We start from the raw sequence: 18,328 nt of genomic DNA, 5'->3' as shown, positions 1-18,328 counted from the left end.
GTTAGCCGCAGGCACCGACACCGAGGGGCCCCGCCCGTTCACCAGCCCGTTCACCGGCTCGTGTGCGCACCCCGTTCACCGGCCCGTGTGCACGCCCGGGGACGACCGGTCCGTTCTGCTCCGCGGCTCCGCGGCTCCGCGGAAGTCCGCGGAAGGGCCTCCGCTCCTCGAACAGTCCACGAAAGGACTCATTCCAGGATGTGGCGGCCCTCCGGCTGCGCGCTGCACGAGGCCCGGAAGGCGCAGTGCCCGCAGTGCTGGCCGGTCGAGGGCGTGAAACGTTCGTCCAGGACCCGGCCGGCGGCCGTGGCCAGCAGGTCGGAGATCCATTCGCCCCCACCGACCCCGCCGTCCAGCGGTCCCTGCGCCTGCACCTTGGGAAGGGCGTCGCCGCCCTCCTTCTTGGCGGCGGCCTGGCGCAGCTGCACCAGTTCGGCGCCGCCCGGCTCGGGGCGTCGGCCGTCGAAGACCTCGTCGACCGCCCCTTCCCGGACGGCCAGCTGGTACACCGCGAGCTGGGGGTGACGGGCGACCTCGTCCTTGGTCGGGGCCTGTTTGCCGGTCTTGAAGTCGACGACGTAGGCCCGGCCCTCGGCGTCCTGTTCGACGCGGTCCATGGAGCCCCGGATGCGCACCTCGTACTCCCCCGCCTCCAGCGTCACGTCGAAGTCGTGCTCGCTCGCGGCGGAGGTGCGGCCGGTGCGGTCCATGACGTGCCAGCGCAGGAAGCGTTCGAGGGCGATCCGCGCCTGTTCCTTCTCCTGCCGGGACTTCCAGGGGGCGTCGAAGACCAGGCCGTCCCAGACCGAGTCCAGCCGTTCCATCAGGACGTCCAGATCGGCGGGGGTGCGCCCGGAGGCCACCTCGTCGGCGAGTACGTGGACGACGTTGCCGAAGCCCTGGGCGGCCGTCGCCGGGGCGTCCGCCTTCACCTCGCGGCCGAGGAACCACTGGAGCGCACACGTGTTGGCGAGCTGGTCGAGCGCACTGCCGGACAGCGCCACGGGCCGGTCCCGGTCGCGGAGCGGCACGGCGGAACGGGTCGGCTCGTACAGGCCCCACCAGCGGTGGGGGTGCGCCGCCGGTACGAGCGGTGCGCCCTCCTCGTCGGTGAGCGCGGCGAGGCGGGCGAGCCGGCGGGCGGCCTCCTCCCGCAGGACGTCGGACGCCTCGGGATCGACGGTGGTGGCGCGCAGTTCGGCGACGAGCGCGGCGACGGCGAGGGGGCGGCGCGGGCGGCCGGTGACGTCGCGCGGTTCGACGCCGAGTTCGGCGAGGAAGCGGGACGGCTGGTCGCCGTCGTCCGCGGGGGCCTTCACCGCGGTGACGACGAGGCGTTCCCGGGCGCGGGTCGCCGCGACGTAGAAGAGCCGGCGCTCCTCGGCGAGGAGGGCGCCGGGGGTGAGCGGCTCGGCCAGGCCGTCGCGGCCGATCCGGTCCGCCTCCAGCAGCGAACCCCGGCGGCGCAGGTCCGGCCAGAGCCCCTCCTGCACCCCCGCGACGACGACGAGGCGCCACTCCAGCCCCTTGGAGCGGTGCGCGGTCATCAGCCGTACGGCGTCGGGGCGCACCACGCGCCGGGAGAGGGTGTCGGCGGCGATGTCCTGGGCGTCGACCTCCTCCAGGAAGTTGAGCGCGCCGCGCCCGCCGGTGCGTTCCTCGGCGCGGGCCGCGGTGTCGAAGAGGGCGCAGACCGCGTCGAGGTCGCGGTCGGCGTTGCGTCCGGCCGCACCGCCGCGCAGTGCGGCGCGCTCCAGCCGCGACGGCCACGGGGTGCCGGACCACAGCGCCCACAGCGCCTCCTCCGCGGTGCCGCCCCCTTCGAGCAGCTCGCGCGCCTTGCGCAGGAGCGCGCCGAGTCGCTGGGCCCCGCGGGCGTACGCCGGATCGTGCGTGACGAGCCGTTCGGGTTCGGCCAGCGCACGGGCCAGCAGGTCGCCGGAGGGCGCCGGCACCCGGTTCCCGGCGGCCCGCTCCTCGTCGCGCAGGGCCCGGCCGAGGCGGCGCAGGTCGGCCGCGTCCATGGAACCGAGGGGGGAGGCGAGGAGGGTCAGGGCGGTCTCGGTGTCCAGCCAGCCGGCCCCGTCGTCGGCTGCCCGGCCGCTCCCCTCTTCCGGAACCTCGTCCGCCGAGGTCTTCTCCTCCGGTGCCTTCTCCTCCGGTGTCTCGTCCGCCGAGGCGTTCTCCTCTGCCGTCTTCTCCTCCGGTGCCGCTGTCCCCTCCTCGTCCGGCGCGCCCCGGTGCAGGGCCGCCGTGGCGACCGCGCGCAGGGCGGTCAGGAGCGGGGCCACCGCCGGTTCGTGACGCAGGGGAAGGTCGTCGCCGTCGACCTCCAGGGGAACGCCGGCCGAGGTCAGGGCCCGGCGCAGGGAGGGGATCGTGCGCCCCCCGGCCCGTACGAGCACCGCCATCTCGTTCCACGGGACGCCGTCCTCCAGATGGGCCCGGCGCAGCAGGTCCGCGATGTTCTCCAGCTCCGTGGAGGCGGTCGGGTAGGTGTACGCCTCCACCCTCCCGCCCTCGTGGACCGCGGCCAGCTCCCGGTGGGCGCGGACCTTCTCCGCGGGGAGCCGGGTCAGCGGCATCCGGCGGGTCAGCAGCCGGGTGGCGGCCAGCAGCCGCTCCCCGGACCGGCGCGACGTGGTGAGCACGCCGACCGGGGCCGGGGCGCCGTCCGCCCGCCGGAACGTCTCCGGGAAGTCGAGGATGCCGTTCACGTCGGCGCCCCGGAACGCGTAGATCGACTGGTCCGGGTCGCCGAAGGCGATCAGGTCCCGGCCGCCCCCGGCGCCCCGGGCGCTCCCCCGGTTGCCGGCCAGCGCGTGCAGCAGCCGCACCTGGGCCGGGTCCGTGTCCTGGTACTCGTCGACGAACACGGCGTCGTACTGCCCCGCGAGCAGCGCCGCCACCTCGGGGCGCTCCGCGAGCAGCACGGCGCGGTGCACCAGCTCCGCGTAGTCCAGCACCCCCTGCGCGTCCAGCACGTCCAGGTACTCGGCGAGGAACTCGGCGGCGGCGCCCCAGTCGGGCCGGCCGGTGCGGCGGGCGAAGTCGGCCAGCGCATCCGGTCCCAGGCCCAGCTCCCGGCTGCGGGCCAGCACGGCGCGCACCTCGTCGGCGAAGCCGCGCGTGGTCAGGCAGGCCCGCAGCTCGTCGGGCCAGCGGATGTGGGGGAAGCCCTCCCGTTCCAGTTCGAGCTGGCCGGCGAGCAGTTCGCGGACGGTGACGTCCTGCTCCGGCCCGGAGAGCAGCCGCAGCGGTTCGGCGAAGAGGTCGGCGCCCTGGTGGGCGCGGACCAGTGCGTAACAGAAGGAGTGGAACGTGGTGGCCTGCGGGCCGCGGGCGGCACCGAGCCGGGCGGCCATCCGGTCGCGCAGCTCCACGGCCGCCTTGCGGCTGAAGGTGAGCACCAGGAGGCGGGCGGGGTCGGCGCCCCGTGCGACCCGGGCTGCGACCGCCTCGACGAGCGTGGTCGTCTTGCCGGTGCCGGGCCCGGCGAGCACCAGGAGCGGGCCGCCGGGGTGGTCAACCACCGCGCGTTGTGCCGCGTCCAGAAGAGGGGGTTCCACGGAGCCCGGCGGAGTACGCACCAGTCGGTACGCGCCCGCGGTCCGCCGTCGGGCCTGACGGTACGGACTGTGCCGGGTGGAGGAGGAGGAACTCACGTGGATCGCCGGTCCTGGTGGGTGTGCTGGTGGTGAGGGTGCGGTGCGGTGCGCGGGCTGACGACGCTACGCCAGCGGCGGCGCGGTGCGGGACGTGCGGGCTGCGGGGCCCGTCGCTTTCCGGGGCGCGGGCGTGGTCGGAGGCCGCACCGTACGCCCGACCGTGTCGGACATCACGTACGCCGCGCGCATCGCGTACGTCACATGTGTCGCGCACCTCGCGTGCATCACGCACGCCGTGCCCGTCGTGTGCGTCATGTGGTGCGTCCCACACGCCATGCGCATCGCACACGCCATGCGCGTCGCACGGCCCGCGCACTCCGGCCCGTACGCCCCGTGCGATTCGCGCTGTCCGTGCTGCTCGCACGCCCCGTACCGCTTGGCAAGAACCTGCTCGCACGCCCCGTACCGCTCGGCAGGAACCTGTGCGTCCGGCCCCGCGGAAGCCGGTGCGTCCGGCCGTGCGGACCCCGTCCCGGCCCCCGTTCCCGCCCCCGTTCCGGCCCTGGGGCCGACTCGCGGCGCGGGTCCTGCCCGGCGTCGCCACCGGGGTGCCGGGGGTGTCGTACGGGCCCGGCGCCGCCCGCCGCGCCGCCGAATGGCCGAAGCTGTCAGATGTGAGCACCTCCGCCCCTGTCCCGGTCCGCGCCTCCGCCCCCCTCCGCGGTGACGCCGTCCCACCGCGCCCGCTTCATGTCGAGGCGCGGCAGATGCCCCTCCGCGCCCCGCGACGCCCCGCGCAGCGGGGTGCCCTCCTCGCGGTAGTGGTCCAGGGCCCGCAGCTCGTGGCCGGGCAGCAGCACCCCGTCGGACCGCACCACGCGCCACCACGGCACCGCGGACCCGTACAGCGCCATGACCCGGCCGACCTGGCGCGGGCCGCCGTCGCCCAGCCACTCGGCGACGTCTCCGTACGTCATGACACGGCCGGGCGGGATCAGCTCGGCGACGTCGAGCACCCGTTCCGCGTACTCCGGCAGCTCGTGGACCGTCGGCCCGGCGCTCTCCGCCCGGTCGACGCCGGTCCGGCCGCTGGTTGTCCCGCCGCCGTTCGTCCGGCCGCCGCTCCTCCGGTATTGGCTCATCCGCCCCATCCTGCCGTACGCCACCGACAGTCCGGCCCGGTCCGGGTACCCCCGTCCCCAGGGCGTGCGTGCGGGGGCAAAGGGGCGTATCTTGCGCTTCGCGTGTTCGTGCAGTGCACCCTGACGCCTCCCTCCGTCGCCGGGCCGTGCCACCATCGTGCGGGCGGTGACCGGTGATACGAGACCACGAAGACCATTCAGAGGCGACGAAGGAGCAGGGCGTGCAGCCACCGAAGGCGGCGGACGCCTCTGATGCGGAGCCCCACCCGGACGAGTCCCGCGCATCCGCCGGAAAGGGCCCGGACACGCCCCGCGTGCCGGCCGGGGAGTCCGGCCCGGAGCGGGGGACGGCCGCCCCCGGCCACCCGGCCGGGTCGACGCTCTCGACCGTCGCGCAGGAGCAGGCCGAACGCGTCTCGGGGGACGAACCGCTGCTCCCCGCCCGGGTGCACCGCCCCTCCGACCTCATGCGGCTCCTCATCGGCGTCCTGGCGATCGCCGTCCTGTTCGCGATCGCCGCGTTCGCCCACGGCACCACGGCCGGTCTCGAGGAGGACATCAACAAGGGCACCGACCAGGCGCCCGACGTCCTGATCAAGATCGCCGGTCTGGTCTCCAGCATCGCCGTGCTGCTCGTCCCGGTCGCGTTCGCGATCGAGCGGCTGATCAAGCGCGACGGACTGCGGATCGCCGACGGGGTGCTCGCCGCCGTGCTGGCGCACGGCGTCACCCTCGCCACCGACCTCTGGGTGTCCCGGTACGCGCCCGGCACCATCAAGGACGCCCTGACCCAGCCGCAGGCCGGGGCGCTCACCGACCCCGTGCACGGCTACCTCGCCCCCGTGATCGCGTACATGACGGCGGTCGGGATGGCGAGACGGCCGCGCTGGCGGGTGGTGCTGTGGGTGGTGCTGCTGCTCGACGCGTTCGCCATGCTGGTCAGCGGCTACACGACCCCGTTCTCGATCGTCCTGACCGTGCTGATCGGCTGGAGCGTCGCGTACGGCACGCTGTACACGGTCGGCTCGCCCAACGTCCGGCCGACCGGTCAGCACCTGATGGCCGGGCTGCGGCACGTCGGCTTCCGTCCCGTCACCGCGATGCGCGCCGAGGACTCCCCCGACGCGGGCGACCAGAGCGACCGGGGGCGCCGCTACCTGGTGTCCCTGGAGGACGGGCCGCCGCTCGACGTGACGGTCGTCGACCGCGAGCAGCAGGCCCAGGGCTTCTTCTACCGGGCGTGGCGCAGGCTCACCCTGCGCGGCATCACCCAGCGCCGTTCCATCCAGTCGCTGCGCCAGGCCCTGGAGCAGGAGGCGCTGCTCGCGTACGCGGCGATCGCCGCCGGGGCCAACGCCCCCAAGCTGATCGCCACGTCCGAGCTCGGCCCCGACGCCGTGATGCTGGTGTACGAGCACATCGGCGGCCGTTCCCTGGACGCGCTGGAGGACTCGGAGATCACCGACGAGGTGCTGCGCGGCGCCTGGCGCCAGCTGAAGGCGCTCCAGTCGCGACGGATCGCGCACCGCAGGCTCACGGGTGACGCCATCCTGGTGGATCGTTCCGGCAAGGTGTTCGTCACCGATCTGCGCGGCGGCGAGATCGCGGCCGGCGACCTGATGCTGCGGATGGACGTCGCCCAGCTGCTGACCACCACCGCTCTGCGGGTGGGGGCCGAGCGGGCCGTGGCCGGGGCCCTGAAGGTCCTCGGCCCCGATGTCGTCGCCGACTGCCTGCCGCTGCTCCAGCCGATCGCGCTGAGCCGTTCGACCCGGGCGACGCTGCGCCGGCTGGCCCGGGAGCGTGCGCAGCGGGAGCGGGAGGCGGTGCTGGAGGCGTCGGACGCGGCCAGGCGGGCCAGGGCGCAGGAGCACGGCGCACCGGAGGGGGCGGCCGGGCCCGGGGCCGACGACCGTACCGGCCGCAAGCCGGGCCGCAAGGCGCTCCGCAACCAGAAGCAGGCCGAGAAGCGGGCCCTGGACGACGCGCTGGAAGGGGCTCGCGAGGAGGACCTGCTCTCCCAGATGCGGCAGCAGGTGCTGCGGATCCGGCCGCAGGCGCCGGTCGAGCCGGTCCGCCTGGAGCGCATCAAGCCGCGGACCCTGGTCAGCTGCATCGCCGGTGCGATCGCCGCCTACCTCCTCATCTCGCAGGTGACCCAGGCCGACTTCGGCGCGGTCGTCGAGCAGGCGGAGTGGGGCTGGGTGGCGACCGCCGTCGGCTTCTCGGCGCTGAGCTACGTCGCGGCCGCGATGAGCCTGCTGGGCTTCGTACCGGAGCGGGTGTCGTTCGGGAGGACCGTGCTGGCGCAGGTCGCCGGGTCCTTCGTGAAGCTCGTCGCCCCGGCCGCGGTCGGCGGCGTGGCGCTGAACACCCGCTTCCTGCAACGGGCCGGGGTGCGGCCGGGGCTCGCGGTGGCGAGTGTCGGCGCCTCGCAGCTGTTCGGCCTGGGCTGCCACATCCTGCTGCTGGGTGCGTTCGGCTATCTGACCGGCACCGAGCGGACCCCGTCCTCGCTCACCCCGTCCAGGACCGTGATCGCCGGGCTGCTGACGGTCGCCGTGCTGGTGCTGGTGGTGACGGCGGTTCCGTTCCTGCGGAAGTTCGTGGTGACGCGGGTGCGGTCGCTGTTCGCCGGGGTCGTGCCGCGCATGCTCGACGTGGTGCAGCGGCCGCAGAAGCTGCTGACGGGCATCGGCGGGATGCTGCTGCTGAGCGGGACGTTCGTGATGTGCCTGGACGCGTCGATCCGGGCGTTCAGCGGTCCGGACGTGCCGACGCTCAGCTACGCGAGCATCGCGGTGGTCTTCCTGGCCGGCAACGCGCTGGGGTCGGCGGCGCCCACGCCGGGCGGTATGGGCGCGGTCGAGCCCGCGCTGACGCTGGGTCTGATCGCGGTCGGCCTGCCGAAGGAGGTCGCGGCCCCGGCCGTGCTGCTGTACCGGCTGCTGACGCTGTGGCTGCCGGTGCTTCCCGGCTGGCTCTGCTTCAACCACCTGACCCGCAAGGGCGAACTCTGACGGCTCCCGGGCCCGCGGCCCTGCGGCTCCCGGGTACCGGCCCCCGGTTCGCGTGACCGGGGGCCGGGGCAAGGCCCTGGGCCGTGTCAGGGTCCAGGTCCGGAAAGGGGCCCGGGTCCGGCCCCCGACGCCCCCTTTCCGTCCGATCCGCCGGCCGATCCCTGACGGTTCCTCAGCCCCGAACGGGGCAATCCGCGCGGCCAGTCGGGCGACGGTCCGTGCGCCGGCCACCCGCTTGGACCGGTGTCCCGTGCACCCCTCCGGTCCGCCCCGCACGATGGGCCCCATGAGGACCTCCCCCGCCCTGCGTGCCGCCGCCCTGGCCGCCGTCACCGTGCTCCTGCCCATCACCGCCTGTTCGAGCGGCGGCACCGAGGAAGGCGCCGGGCCGCGCAGCTCGCCGCTCGCGGCGAACGCCGCGGCGACCGACTCCGACGACCTCGTCTCCCAGCAGCTGACGTGGAAGCCCTGCCCCGCCCCGGTCCCGGCGCAGGGCGGCGGGAAGGCGCCGACCCCGCTGCCCGGCGGCACCCCCTGGGAGTGCTCGTTCATGCGGGCCCCGCTCGACTACGCGAACCCCGACGGCAAGACGATCCAGCTGGCGCTCATCCGGGCCAGGGCCGAGAACCAGGACAAGCGGATCGGCTCCCTCGTCTTCAACTTCGGCGGTCCCGGCGCCTCCGGCGTCGCCACCCTGCCCGCCTTCGGCAAGGACTACGACAAGCTCCGCGCCCGCTACGACCTGGTCAGTTTCGACCCGCGCGGCGTGGGCCGCAGCGCGGGGGTGCGGTGCGAGAGCGACAAGCAGCTCGACGCCCGCTACGAACTCGACGGCACCCCGGACACCCCCGCCGAGGTGAAGACCTTCGTCGAGAGCACCAGGACGTTCGCGGATGCCTGCGAACGGAACTCCGGCACCCAGCTCCCCCATGTCGGCACCACCGAGGCCGCCCGTGACATGGATCTGATGCGCCAGGTGCTCGGCGACAAGAAGCTGTACTACTTCGGCATCTCGTACGGCACCGAACTGGGCGGCGTGTACGCCCACTTGTTCCCGAAGAACGTGGGCAGGGCGGTGCTGGACGCGGTGGTGAACCCGACCCAGACCTCCGAGCAGGCCTCGCTCGGCCAGGCCAAGGGATTCCAGCTCGCGCTGGACAACTTCGCCCAGGACTGCGTGGACCGCGGCGACAACTGCAGGCTCGCCGGTGCCACCCCCGAGGAGGTCCAGCAGGGCATCTCCAATCTGCTCGACTCGCTGGAGAAAAAGCCGATCGAGGGCATCGGACCGCGTCGGCTGACCCAGACCCTGGCCACCACCGGCATCGCGACCGCGCTCTACTCCAGGGCGACCTGGCCGCTGCTGGAGCAGGGCGTGGACGAGGCCGAGGGCGGCAGCGGCGCGCTCCTCCTCGCCCTGGCCGACTCGTTGAACGGCCGTTCCGAGGACGGCCGCTACGACAACTCGATGACCGCCAACACCGCCATCAACTGCGCCGACTCCAAGCAGCGGTTCACCGTGGACCAGACCGAGGACAGGCTCCCGGAGTTCCGGTCCGCCTCGAAGATCTTCGGGGACTACCTCGGCTGGGGCCTGATGGCCTGCACCGACTGGCCGGTCGCGGGCGCCTGGGAGACCCCGGACGTCAGCGCCCCGGGCGCGGCCCCCATCCTCGTCATCGGCAACACCGGCGACCCGGCGACGCCGTACGAGGGCGCCGAGGCGATGACGAAGGCGCTGGGCGAGGGCGTCGGCGTGCAGATGACGTACAAGGGTCAGGGGCACGGCGCGTACAACAGCGGCAACGCCTGTGTGCAGAAGGCCGTGGGCGGTTATCTGCTGGACGGCAAGGTTCCGGCGGCCGGGACCGTCTGCCAGTGACGACGCTCCCCCTGCGGGGGTCCGGGGCCCGTCCGGCGAGCGGAACCGGACGGGCCCCGTCGTCGTTCCCCGGCGGCGCCCGCCGAAGATCGCCGGACAGCCCTTAGCATGAGCGGACTTCTGCACGCCTCGGATGCAGGCACCTCCGTACGCCACGACGACCGGCGCCCCCTGTGCGCCGCGTGGCGTGCGGGCGACAACGGGGAGGACGTACGACGTGGCCGCACACGCACGCGCCGGAGCTCTGGCCGGCACCGCACTTCTGCTGACGGGCCTGCTCGCGGGCTGCGGCGGGGGAACGGACGAGAAACCGGCCGACCGCACGGACCGCGGCGCGGCATCCCCGGCCGGCAAGCCGTCGGCCACGCCGGACGGGCCGGAGGGCCTGCCCCCGCTGCCCGCCTCCCTCACCTCCCAGCGGCCGGACTGGAAGCGCTGCGAGGCCCCGGAGGGCGGCAGCGCGCCCGGGTCCCAGTGGCGGTGCTCGACGATCCGGGTGCCGCTGGACTACGCGAAGCCGGAGGCCGGGACGGTCGGGATCGCGCTGATCCGCAAGAAGGCCGCGAACTCCGGCCGGCGCCTCGGTTCGATGCTGTTCAACTTCGGCGGTCCCGGCGGTTCGGGGGTCGCGATACTGCCGCGCGCCGCCCGCGCGTACGGGGAGCTCAACTCCCGGTACGACCTGGTGGGCTTCGACCCGCGCGGGGTCGCGGGCAGCGAGGGGGTGAACTGCCGCACCGACAAGGAGCAGGAGGACTCCTTCCGGAAGATCGACGTGACCCCGGACACGCCGGCGGAGGAGGCGGCGTTCCTGAAGGACGGCGCGGACTTCGGCGCCGGGTGCGAGCGCCGCTCCGGCAGGATCCTGCCGCACGTCGGCACGGTGAACGCCGCCCGCGACATGGACCTGATCCGTCAGGTGCTCGGCGACCGGAAGCTCACCTACTTCGGCATGTCGTACGGCACCGAGCTCGGCGGCACCTACGCCCACCTCTTCCCGAAGAACGTCGGACGCACCGTCCTGGACGCCGTCGTCGACCCGACCGCGGACGCCATCGGGCACGCCCGCAACCAGGCGACCGGCTTCCAGCGGGCCCTGGAGAACTACCTCAAGGACCGGGGCCAGGACCCGAAGGCGGGCACGCAGCGCATCGCGCGGCTGCTGGAGCGCATCGACAAGAAGCCGCTGCCGACCGCCTCGGGCCGCAAGCTGAACGACTCGCTGGCCGTCACCGGCATCGTCATGCCGCTCTACTCCAAGAGCAGCTGGCCCTACCTGACGCAGGCGCTGGACGAGGCGGAGAAGAACGGCACCGGCACCAAGCTGCTCGAACTCGCAGACTCGTACAACGGCCGTGACGAGAAGGGCCGCTACGACACCCAGAACCACTCGCAGCGCGCCATCTCCTGCGCGGACAGCAAGCTCCGGCCGACGGCGGACGAGGCCCGGGCGCTCCTGCCGGAGTTCCGGAAACTGTCCCCGGTGTTCGGTCCGTTCCTGGCGTGGGACACGGCGGGCTGGTGCTCGCAGTGGCCGGTGGAGGGCGAGCACGACAACCCGGAGACGAGTGCTCCGGGCGCCGGTCCGATCCTGGTCGTCGGTACGACCGGTGACCCGGCGACGCCGTACGAGGGTGCCCGGAAGATGGCGGACGAGCTGGGCGAGGGCGTCGGGGTCCTGCTCACCAACAAGGGCGAGGGGCACGGCGCGTACGGCGTGAACGCCTGTGTGACGTCGGCCGTGAACACGTACTTCCTCGACGGGAAGGTCCCGGAGGACGGGAAGACCTGCTCGTAGGGCTGCTCCGGAGACGCGGCGAGGGGGCCGGTCCGTGCGGACCCGGCCCCCTCGCCGTGTTCGGTGCCCCGGTGCGTCGGGCTCAGTACACCGGCTTCTCGGGCTCGATCTGGTTGACCCAGCCGATCACGCCGCCGCCCACGTGCACCGCGTCGGCGAAGCCCGCCGACTTGAGGACCGCGAGGACCTCGGCGCTGCGGACGCCGGTCTTGCAGTGCAGGACGATGCGCTTGTCCTGCGGGAGGTCCTGGAGGGCGTTGCCCATCAGGAACTCGTTCTTCGGGATCAGCCTGGCGCCGGGGATCGAGACGATCTCGTACTCGTTCGGCTCACGGACGTCGATGATCTCGATCTTCTCGTCCGCGTCGATCCACTCCTTGAGCTGCTTGGGAGTGATCGTGGAGCCGGCCGCCGCCTCCTGGGCCTCCTCGGACACGACGCCGCAGAAGGCCTCGTAGTCGATGAGCTCGGTGACGGTGGGGTTCTCGCCGCAGACCGCGCAGTCGGGGTCCTTGCGGACCTTGACCTGGCGGTACTGCATCTCCAGGGCGTCGTAGATCATCAGTCGGCCGACCAGCGGGTCGCCGATGCCGGCGAGCAGCTTGATGGCCTCGTTGACCTGGATGGAACCGATGGAGGCGCAGAGCACCCCGAGCACGCCGCCCTCGGCGCAGGAGGGGACCATGCCCGGCGGGGGCGGCTCCGGGTAGAGGCAGCGGTAGCAGGGGCCGTGCTCGGACCAGAAGACGGACGCCTGGCCGTCGAACCGGTAGATCGAGCCCCAGATGTACGGCTTGTTCAGCAGCACGGCCGCGTCGTTGACCAGGTAGCGAGTGGCGAAGTTGTCCGTGCCGTCCACGATCAGGTCGTACTGGGCGAAGATGTCCATCACGTTGTCGGCTTCGAGCCGCTCCTCGTGAAGGACCACGTTCACGTACGGGTTGATGCCGAGCACCGAGTCCTTGGCGGACTCGGCCTTGGAGCGGCCGATGTCGGACTGGCTGTGGATGATCTGGCGCTGCAGGTTCGACTCGTCGACCTCGTCGAACTCCACGATGCCGAGCGTGCCCACACCGGCCGCGGCCATGTACATCAGGGCCGGCGACCCCAGACCGCCGGCGCCGACACAGAGCACCTTCGCGTTCTTCAGCCGCTTCTGTCCGTCCATCCCGACATCCGGGATGATCAGGTGGCGGGAGTACCTGCGGACCTCGTCGACGGTGAGCTCAGCAGCTGGCTCGACCAGGGGTGGCAGCGACACAGGAACCTCAACAATGCAGGTGGTCGGTTTCTACGTACTTCAACTGCGTACGGTTGTTCTTCCGGTAACACTGCCACGCCCCTTCTCATTCCGAGATACTCGGTCCGATCCGCGAGACGATTTCGTCCCAGTACCTGGGCAGCGTCGCGAATGGGTCGATTTTTCCTTGTTGGCCGTCTCGATCCGTGAAGAAGATCGTGCCCGCCCCCTGCCAGCGGGCGATGCGCATGGCCTCTTCGAGGTGGGTGCGCGGGACGCCGTGGACGAAGTGCACGAACTTCTCCGGCGGATAGGCCGCGGTCCACTCCGCCACCTGCGACCAGCGGTAGTCGGTCCACGGGCCGCGGAAGGTCACCAACTGGTCGGCGGCCTCCGCGTAGCCGGGGTACGGGTGGGTGCCGGGCGCGAGCACCAGCGGCCCGCGCCCCGGACCGGCCGGCCGCTCCCCGTCGTCGAGGAGCGCGGCGAGCGTGCCGGTGAGACGGCGCACCGCCGGGAGGCCGGCCCGTTCGGCCGGGCAGCGGTCGAGGTAGAAGCCGTCGACGCGGTACCAGTCGAGGAAGGACCGCGCGTCGGCGATCAGCTCCGCGAAGGGGCGGTCGCCGTGGGCCAGGTCGAGGTGGCCGAGCAGCCTGCCGCCCGCCGCCCGGACCGCCTCGCGCGGGTCCTCGTCGTGCACGGCCCGCTCCCGCGCGTTGCGCAGTCGGCCCGCGGCCTCCAGGCAGTGCGGGTCCGGTCTGCTGCCGGGGCCGTTGTCGATGTTGAGGACGGCCCAGTGCAGCGGGGTGCCGGGGCGGGCCAGTTCGGCCCATTCGGCGGGGGCGAGCAGCGGGTGCGCGCAGCCGGGGACGCCGAAGCCGAACCGTTCGGCGCCACTGGTCCTCGGGACCGTGCCGGTGATGGTCAGATACGGCATGCCGCCTCCATCCAGATGTCGGCGAGGGATTCCTCCAGATTGATCCGGGGGCGCCAGCCGAGCCGGTCCCTGGCGGTGCGGACGTCGGCCTGCTGCCAGGCGCCGCAGCCGTCGGGGTAGGGGGACGGGGTTGCCGAGAGGTGCTCGATGACCGACTCGTTGGAGGTGCGCGGGGCGCCGATGGGCAGCCGGGGCGGGGGCCCGTCCAACTCGTGGAGCGCGCCCGCGTATCCGGCGACCCGGGCGAGGACGGCGGCCGCGTCCCGCAGGCGCACGGCGCGTCCGGTACCGATGTTGACGACGCCCTGGGCGGCGGAGAGCGAGGCGGCGTGCACGGCGCGCGCGACGTCGCGCACGTCGACGAAGTCGCGCTGCACCCCGAGGCCGCTGAGCTTCAGCTCGCCGTCCCCGGACTGCATGGCCCGGCGCATCGCCTCGGCGAGCCTGCCGAGCGGGGAACCGGCCGGGGTGCCCGGTCCGACCGGGGAGAAGACCCGCAGCACGACCGCATCGAGGCCGGAGCCGAGGACGAGTTCGGTGGCGGCGAGCTTGCTGACGCCGTACGGGCCGCCGGGGCGCGGCAGCGCGTCCTCCGCGGTGGACGAGCCGGGCTGCGAGGGCCCGTACTCCGATGAGCAGCCGACCTGGACGAGGCGGGCCGTGCAGCCGCTGCGCCGCATGGCCTCGCAGACGGTGGCGACGGAGACGGTGTTGTGGCGGGTCAGCTCGCGCGCCCCGCCGCGGGTGGCGCCCGCGCAGTTGACGACGACGCCGGGGTGGACGGCGTCCAGGAAGCGGGTCAGCGCGCCGGGGCTTCCGCTGGCCAGGTCGAACCGTACGTCGGCGTCGTCGCCGCGGCCGAGCGCCGTGAGGTGCACGGCGGGGTCGGCAAGCAGGCGGTCGGCCACGAACCGGCCGAGGAAGCCGTTGGCTCCGAGCAGCAGCACCCTCATCGCGCGCCCCCTCGGCGCCGACGGCGACCTGCCGGGGAAGGGGATTGGGGGGTCATGTCCGTTGTCTCCTCGTTGAAATGGGATGGGTGGAGCGGCAGCGACCCGCGACGTCGGCTCCGCGGGGCGTGCGCATGGTTCATGGGGGGTGGTGGAACGGTGGTGCGGCTTCGGGGTGGTGCGGGGGTGTTCGCGCGCGCCGCCCGGCCCGGGACGGGGCGGTCGGGCGCGGGGTGGTGAGTGGTGGGCGGTACGACGGTGGTCACCCGGTGGTGCCGCTTTCATCGGCTCGGGCTGTGGCGTGGGCGGACGCCCGGGAGAGGACGACGGTGGCGGTGATGAGCAGCCCGAGGGCGGAGGCGCCGCAGGCGACGGCGGGTACCGCTCCGGTGCCGCCTGCCACGACGAGGAGGTCGACGGGGCGGGCCAGGAAGTGCAGACCGGGCAGTCGCCCGGCCAGGATCAGGGCGGGTGCCAGGGCCTCGACGGCGCAGGCGGTGGCGAGCGCGGCGGTGGCCGGCCCGGGGTATCCGTGTCCGGTCAGCAGCCGGGCCGACAGGAACAGCACGCCGAGCGCGGCCGCCCCGGCGAACGCCCCGCCGCTCCCGTACCCGAGGCGGGCGAGGTGCAGCAGACCGATGAGGACGCACAGGTGGAGCGCGACGGCGCCGATCAGCAGGGGGCGCACACCGGCGGCGAATTCCTCCAGTGCGCGGCTGCCGTGGAGTTTTCGGCGCGCGTGCAGGGAGAAGAGGTGGGCGCACCAGGCTGCCGGGGCGAGCGAGAGGGCCAGCCCCAGCAGGGGGGCGGGGGTGATCTCCCAGGGGCCCTCGGGTCCGCCGCTGAGCACCTGGTCGAGCAGGGGCTCGCCGTACAGGACGTAACCGAGGAGCCAGCAGCCGTACAGCCGGGCGGTGACCGGGGAGCGGCCCCCGGCGCGCAGGGGGCCGTCGCGCAGGGCGAGGGCGAGTCCGGCGAGCGCGAGGAGCGCGCCGGTGAGGGCGACCGCGAGCCGGGCCCCTCCCCCGAGCACCCCCTCGGTGAGGTCGAGCACGCCGACGGTCGCGACGCAGACGGCGCCCGGCAGCAGGGCGCGGAGCGACCAGGCGGCGCGCGTCCGGACGTCGCGCTCCGGCGCGCCGGGGCAGGTCGCGGGCTCCGTGGCCGTTTTGGGCATCCGGGCGAACAGTTCCTCGGCGAGCGAGAAGACGTCACGGTGCCGGTAGCGGGCGGCCACCCGGTCGGTGACGCCGTGGGCCTCCAGGCCGGCGGCGATCTCCAGCGGGTCGACGGCCCGTTCGCACAGCTGCCGGTGCCGGTGCATCAGCGACTTCACGGGGTCGGCGGTGCCGCACCGCGCGGTACCGGGCCGTCGCGCCGCGACGGCCCCGGCGATCTCGGGAGCACGACGGGCCCCGGCGCCGGTGACGGAGGTACCGGCCCCGGCCCCGGCCCCGGCACCTCCTCCTGCTCCCGCTCCCGCTCCCGCTCCCGTGACGAGGGTTTCGGCGGTCGGGGGCAGGGCGTCCCCGCCGCTCCCGGTGGCCGGTGTGACGGGTGCGTCGGGCACCTCGGCCGGGCGGCCCATGGTGACTCCTTCGTGATCGTCGCCGACCGTGCCGGACCGTCCCGGCGCGCCGCGGCCCTGCGCGCCGCGAACCGGCCCGGCCGCCTCCTGCCCCTGCCCCCGCTCCTGCTCACGCATCCGTGCCCCCCGCTCCCCGCGCTCCGGCGCAGACGGTCCGGGGCCCGGCGGCCCAGCTCGGCGTGCGGTCGGCCCGAGCGGTGTACGGGTCCGTCCACGGGCCCATGACGTGCGCCTCGGGCGGGACGGCGAACGGGCGCGGTCCGCCGTCGGGCTCCGCCACCCCGGCCCCGGCCCTCCGCCGCACCGGGGCGTGCGCCATCAGTTCCAGGTAGATGCCGCGAAATGCCGCGAGGTTCTGTTCGACGGTGAAGAGTTCGAGGGCGCGGGCGCGCGCCGCCGCTCCGAGCCGTGCGCGCCGCTCGGGGTCCCGCAGCAGCGCGAGACAGGCGTCGGCCAGCGCCCCGGGGTTGCCCGGGGGCACCACGAGTCCGGTGCCGCCGATGGCTTCGACGACCGCGCCGACGTCCGTGGAGACCGTGGCCCGGCCGCAGAGCATCGCCTCGACGAGGCCGGTGGGGAAGCCCTCGGCCACGCTGGAGAGGACGACGACCCCGGCCGCCCCGTACGTCTTCGCCGGGTCGGCCGCCCCGGTCGCGCCGGGGTCCTCGAAGGAGACCGGGCCGCCGTCGGCGGTGTCCGCGCCCGCCGCCCCGGCACGGAGCTGCCGGGCGGGGAACTGTCCGGCAGGGAGCTGCCTGGCGGGGAACAGCCGGTCGGCGAGCGCCCGGCAGTGGGCGAGGTAGGCGGCACCCTCCGGGCTCCCCGCCGGGGTGCCGATGATCCGCAGCCGGGCGGCCGGTGCGGATCCCCGGACCTCCGCGAAGGCGCGCAGCAGCGTGACCAGGTCCTTGCCCGGCTCGATCCGGCCGACCCAGACCAGGGTGTCGTCCGGGCCGCCGTCGCCGCTCTCGCCCAGCTCCGTGAAGCGGTCGGACTCCATGCCGGGGTGGACGGTGCGCAGCTTCTCGCGCCCGGCCCCGCACCGCTCCTGCCAGCGGCGGGCGTGGGCATCGCCGGAGGTGACGATCGCGGCCTGCCGGTACACCTCGGCGGCGAGCAGCCGGTGGAAGCCGGCCCGCAGGGCGCGCACCGGCGCACTCGATCCGGAGCCGGTCGCGGCGAGGTGGTGCGGCCGCAGCCGCGCGCCGTACTCGGTGACCAGCAGGGGCACCCCGAAGAAGCGTTTGCCCAGCAGTCCCGGCAGGGCCGTGACGCCGCCGGACGTCGCGTGGCAGAGGTCGACCGCGCCGAGGCCCTCCTCGTCGTACCAGCCGAGCGAGAGCGGGTGCAGCGCCCGGTCGAGCTCCCGGGCGAAGACGAGCAGATCGGGGACGGTGGCGGCCTGGACGGTGCGGCCGGCCCCGGGGGCGTGGCAGGCCGCTTCCAGGGCGCGCACGGCGGTCTCGGAGCGGAGTGCCGGAGCCGGTCCGCCGTGTTCGCGGGCCAGTTCGGCGAGCCCGTAGAGGCCCTGCGCGAACCGCTCGCCCACGGCGCCGCCGGCCGTGTGCCCCGCACCCGCCCCGCTGGAACCGCCCACCCCACCGGAACCGCCCGCCCCACCGCTCCTCACGTCGCCCGCGCCGCCGAGGGGCCCGCCCTCGGCCCGTGCCCCGTCGGCCGCGCAGACCGCGGACGCGAGAGCCGTCAGATGCGCCGTGAAGCGCTGCCGTTCGCGCCGTCCGTACGGGCGCGCGCCCCCGCCCGACCGCATCCGGCCGCGCGGTCCCCGCAGCCCGCGGGTGCCCGGAGCGCCCTCGTCGGCGGTCCACATCGGCGCCGTCCGCACCCGGCCGACCTGCATCGGGAGCGGGCCCCAGCCCTGCTCCCCCTGCTCGGCGGAACGGCTGAGCGCGAAGAGATCGAACTCGTGCTGCGCGATTCCGCGCACCAGACGGTCGCACCAGAGCCCGGACTCACCGTTCGGGTACGGGTAACCACCTTCGGTGAGGAGTCCGATCCGCACGGGCACACCTCCGATCTCCCCTGGGACGGCCACCGTTGACACGGCGACTCATAGCGGGAAGACCGTAAGCGGATACGCCGGTGGCGCGACGGACGGTTGTCCGTCGCGCCACCGGAAGGGGTGAACCGGCGTAACTTTCC

General features: G+C 74.2%; 10 protein-coding genes. 3 read left to right on the top strand and 7 right to left on the bottom strand.

Annotated features, from left to right (window positions below):
* Positions 1-188: 188 nt before the first annotated feature.
* The gene (locus tag OCT49_RS23865) at positions 189-3,665 is read right to left on the bottom strand and encodes an ATP-dependent helicase (protein ID WP_283853878.1); all 3,477 of its coding nucleotides are present in this window, start codon (positions 3,663-3,665) and stop codon (positions 189-191) included.
* A 611-nt stretch (positions 3,666-4,276) separates the two neighbouring features.
* Positions 4,277-4,750, bottom strand: a complete 474-nt coding sequence (locus tag OCT49_RS23860) for an MGMT family protein (RefSeq protein ID WP_283853877.1) — start codon at positions 4,748-4,750, stop codon at positions 4,277-4,279.
* Between the two features lie 221 nt (positions 4,751-4,971).
* Between OCT49_RS23860 and OCT49_RS23855 the strand changes: the two genes are divergently transcribed.
* The 3 genes from OCT49_RS23855 (at position 4,972) to OCT49_RS23845 (ending at position 11,450) form a co-directional block, all read left to right on the top strand.
* Positions 4,972-7,770, top strand: coding sequence for a lysylphosphatidylglycerol synthase transmembrane domain-containing protein (locus OCT49_RS23855; RefSeq protein ID WP_283853876.1), 2,799 nt, complete (start codon positions 4,972-4,974; stop codon positions 7,768-7,770).
* A gap of 286 nt (positions 7,771-8,056) precedes the next feature.
* On the top strand, positions 8,057-9,652 hold the full coding sequence (locus OCT49_RS23850; protein ID WP_283853875.1) for an alpha/beta hydrolase: 1,596 nt from the start codon (positions 8,057-8,059) through the stop codon (positions 9,650-9,652).
* Positions 9,653-9,869: 217 nt separating this feature from the next.
* Positions 9,870-11,450: an alpha/beta hydrolase gene (locus tag OCT49_RS23845; RefSeq protein ID WP_283853874.1), complete on the top strand. Its 1,581-nt coding sequence runs from the start codon at positions 9,870-9,872 to the stop codon at positions 11,448-11,450.
* Positions 11,451-11,532: 82 nt separating this feature from the next.
* On the opposite strand, the gene moeZ is transcribed toward OCT49_RS23845, so the two are convergent.
* From moeZ to OCT49_RS23820, 5 genes are all read right to left on the bottom strand, one after another.
* Positions 11,533-12,711, bottom strand: a complete 1,179-nt coding sequence (moeZ, locus tag OCT49_RS23840; protein WP_283853873.1) for an adenylyltransferase/sulfurtransferase MoeZ — start codon at positions 12,709-12,711, stop codon at positions 11,533-11,535.
* 85 nt (positions 12,712-12,796) lie between these two features.
* Positions 12,797-13,627, bottom strand: a complete 831-nt coding sequence (locus OCT49_RS23835) for a spherulation-specific family 4 protein (protein ID WP_283853872.1) — start codon at positions 13,625-13,627, stop codon at positions 12,797-12,799.
* Positions 13,615-14,580, bottom strand: a complete 966-nt coding sequence (locus OCT49_RS23830; protein WP_283853871.1) for an NAD-dependent epimerase/dehydratase family protein — start codon at positions 14,578-14,580, stop codon at positions 13,615-13,617. The genes OCT49_RS23835 and OCT49_RS23830 overlap by 13 nt, the downstream gene beginning before the upstream one ends.
* Before the next feature lie 259 nt (positions 14,581-14,839).
* On the bottom strand, positions 14,840-16,282 hold the full coding sequence (locus OCT49_RS23825; RefSeq protein WP_283853870.1) for a hypothetical protein: 1,443 nt from the start codon (positions 16,280-16,282) through the stop codon (positions 14,840-14,842).
* Positions 16,275-18,188: a glycosyltransferase gene (locus tag OCT49_RS23820; RefSeq protein WP_283853869.1), complete on the bottom strand. Its 1,914-nt coding sequence runs from the start codon at positions 18,186-18,188 to the stop codon at positions 16,275-16,277. The genes OCT49_RS23825 and OCT49_RS23820 overlap by 8 nt, the downstream gene beginning before the upstream one ends.
* Positions 18,189-18,328: the final 140 nt, after the last annotated feature.

The sequence above is a fragment of the Streptomyces sp. ML-6 genome (genome assembly GCF_030116705.1).
Classification (GTDB): Bacteria; Actinomycetota; Actinomycetes; order Streptomycetales; family Streptomycetaceae; genus Streptomyces.
Note: the sequence above shows the minus strand (reverse complement) of the source record. Positions and strands in the feature narration are given on the sequence as shown.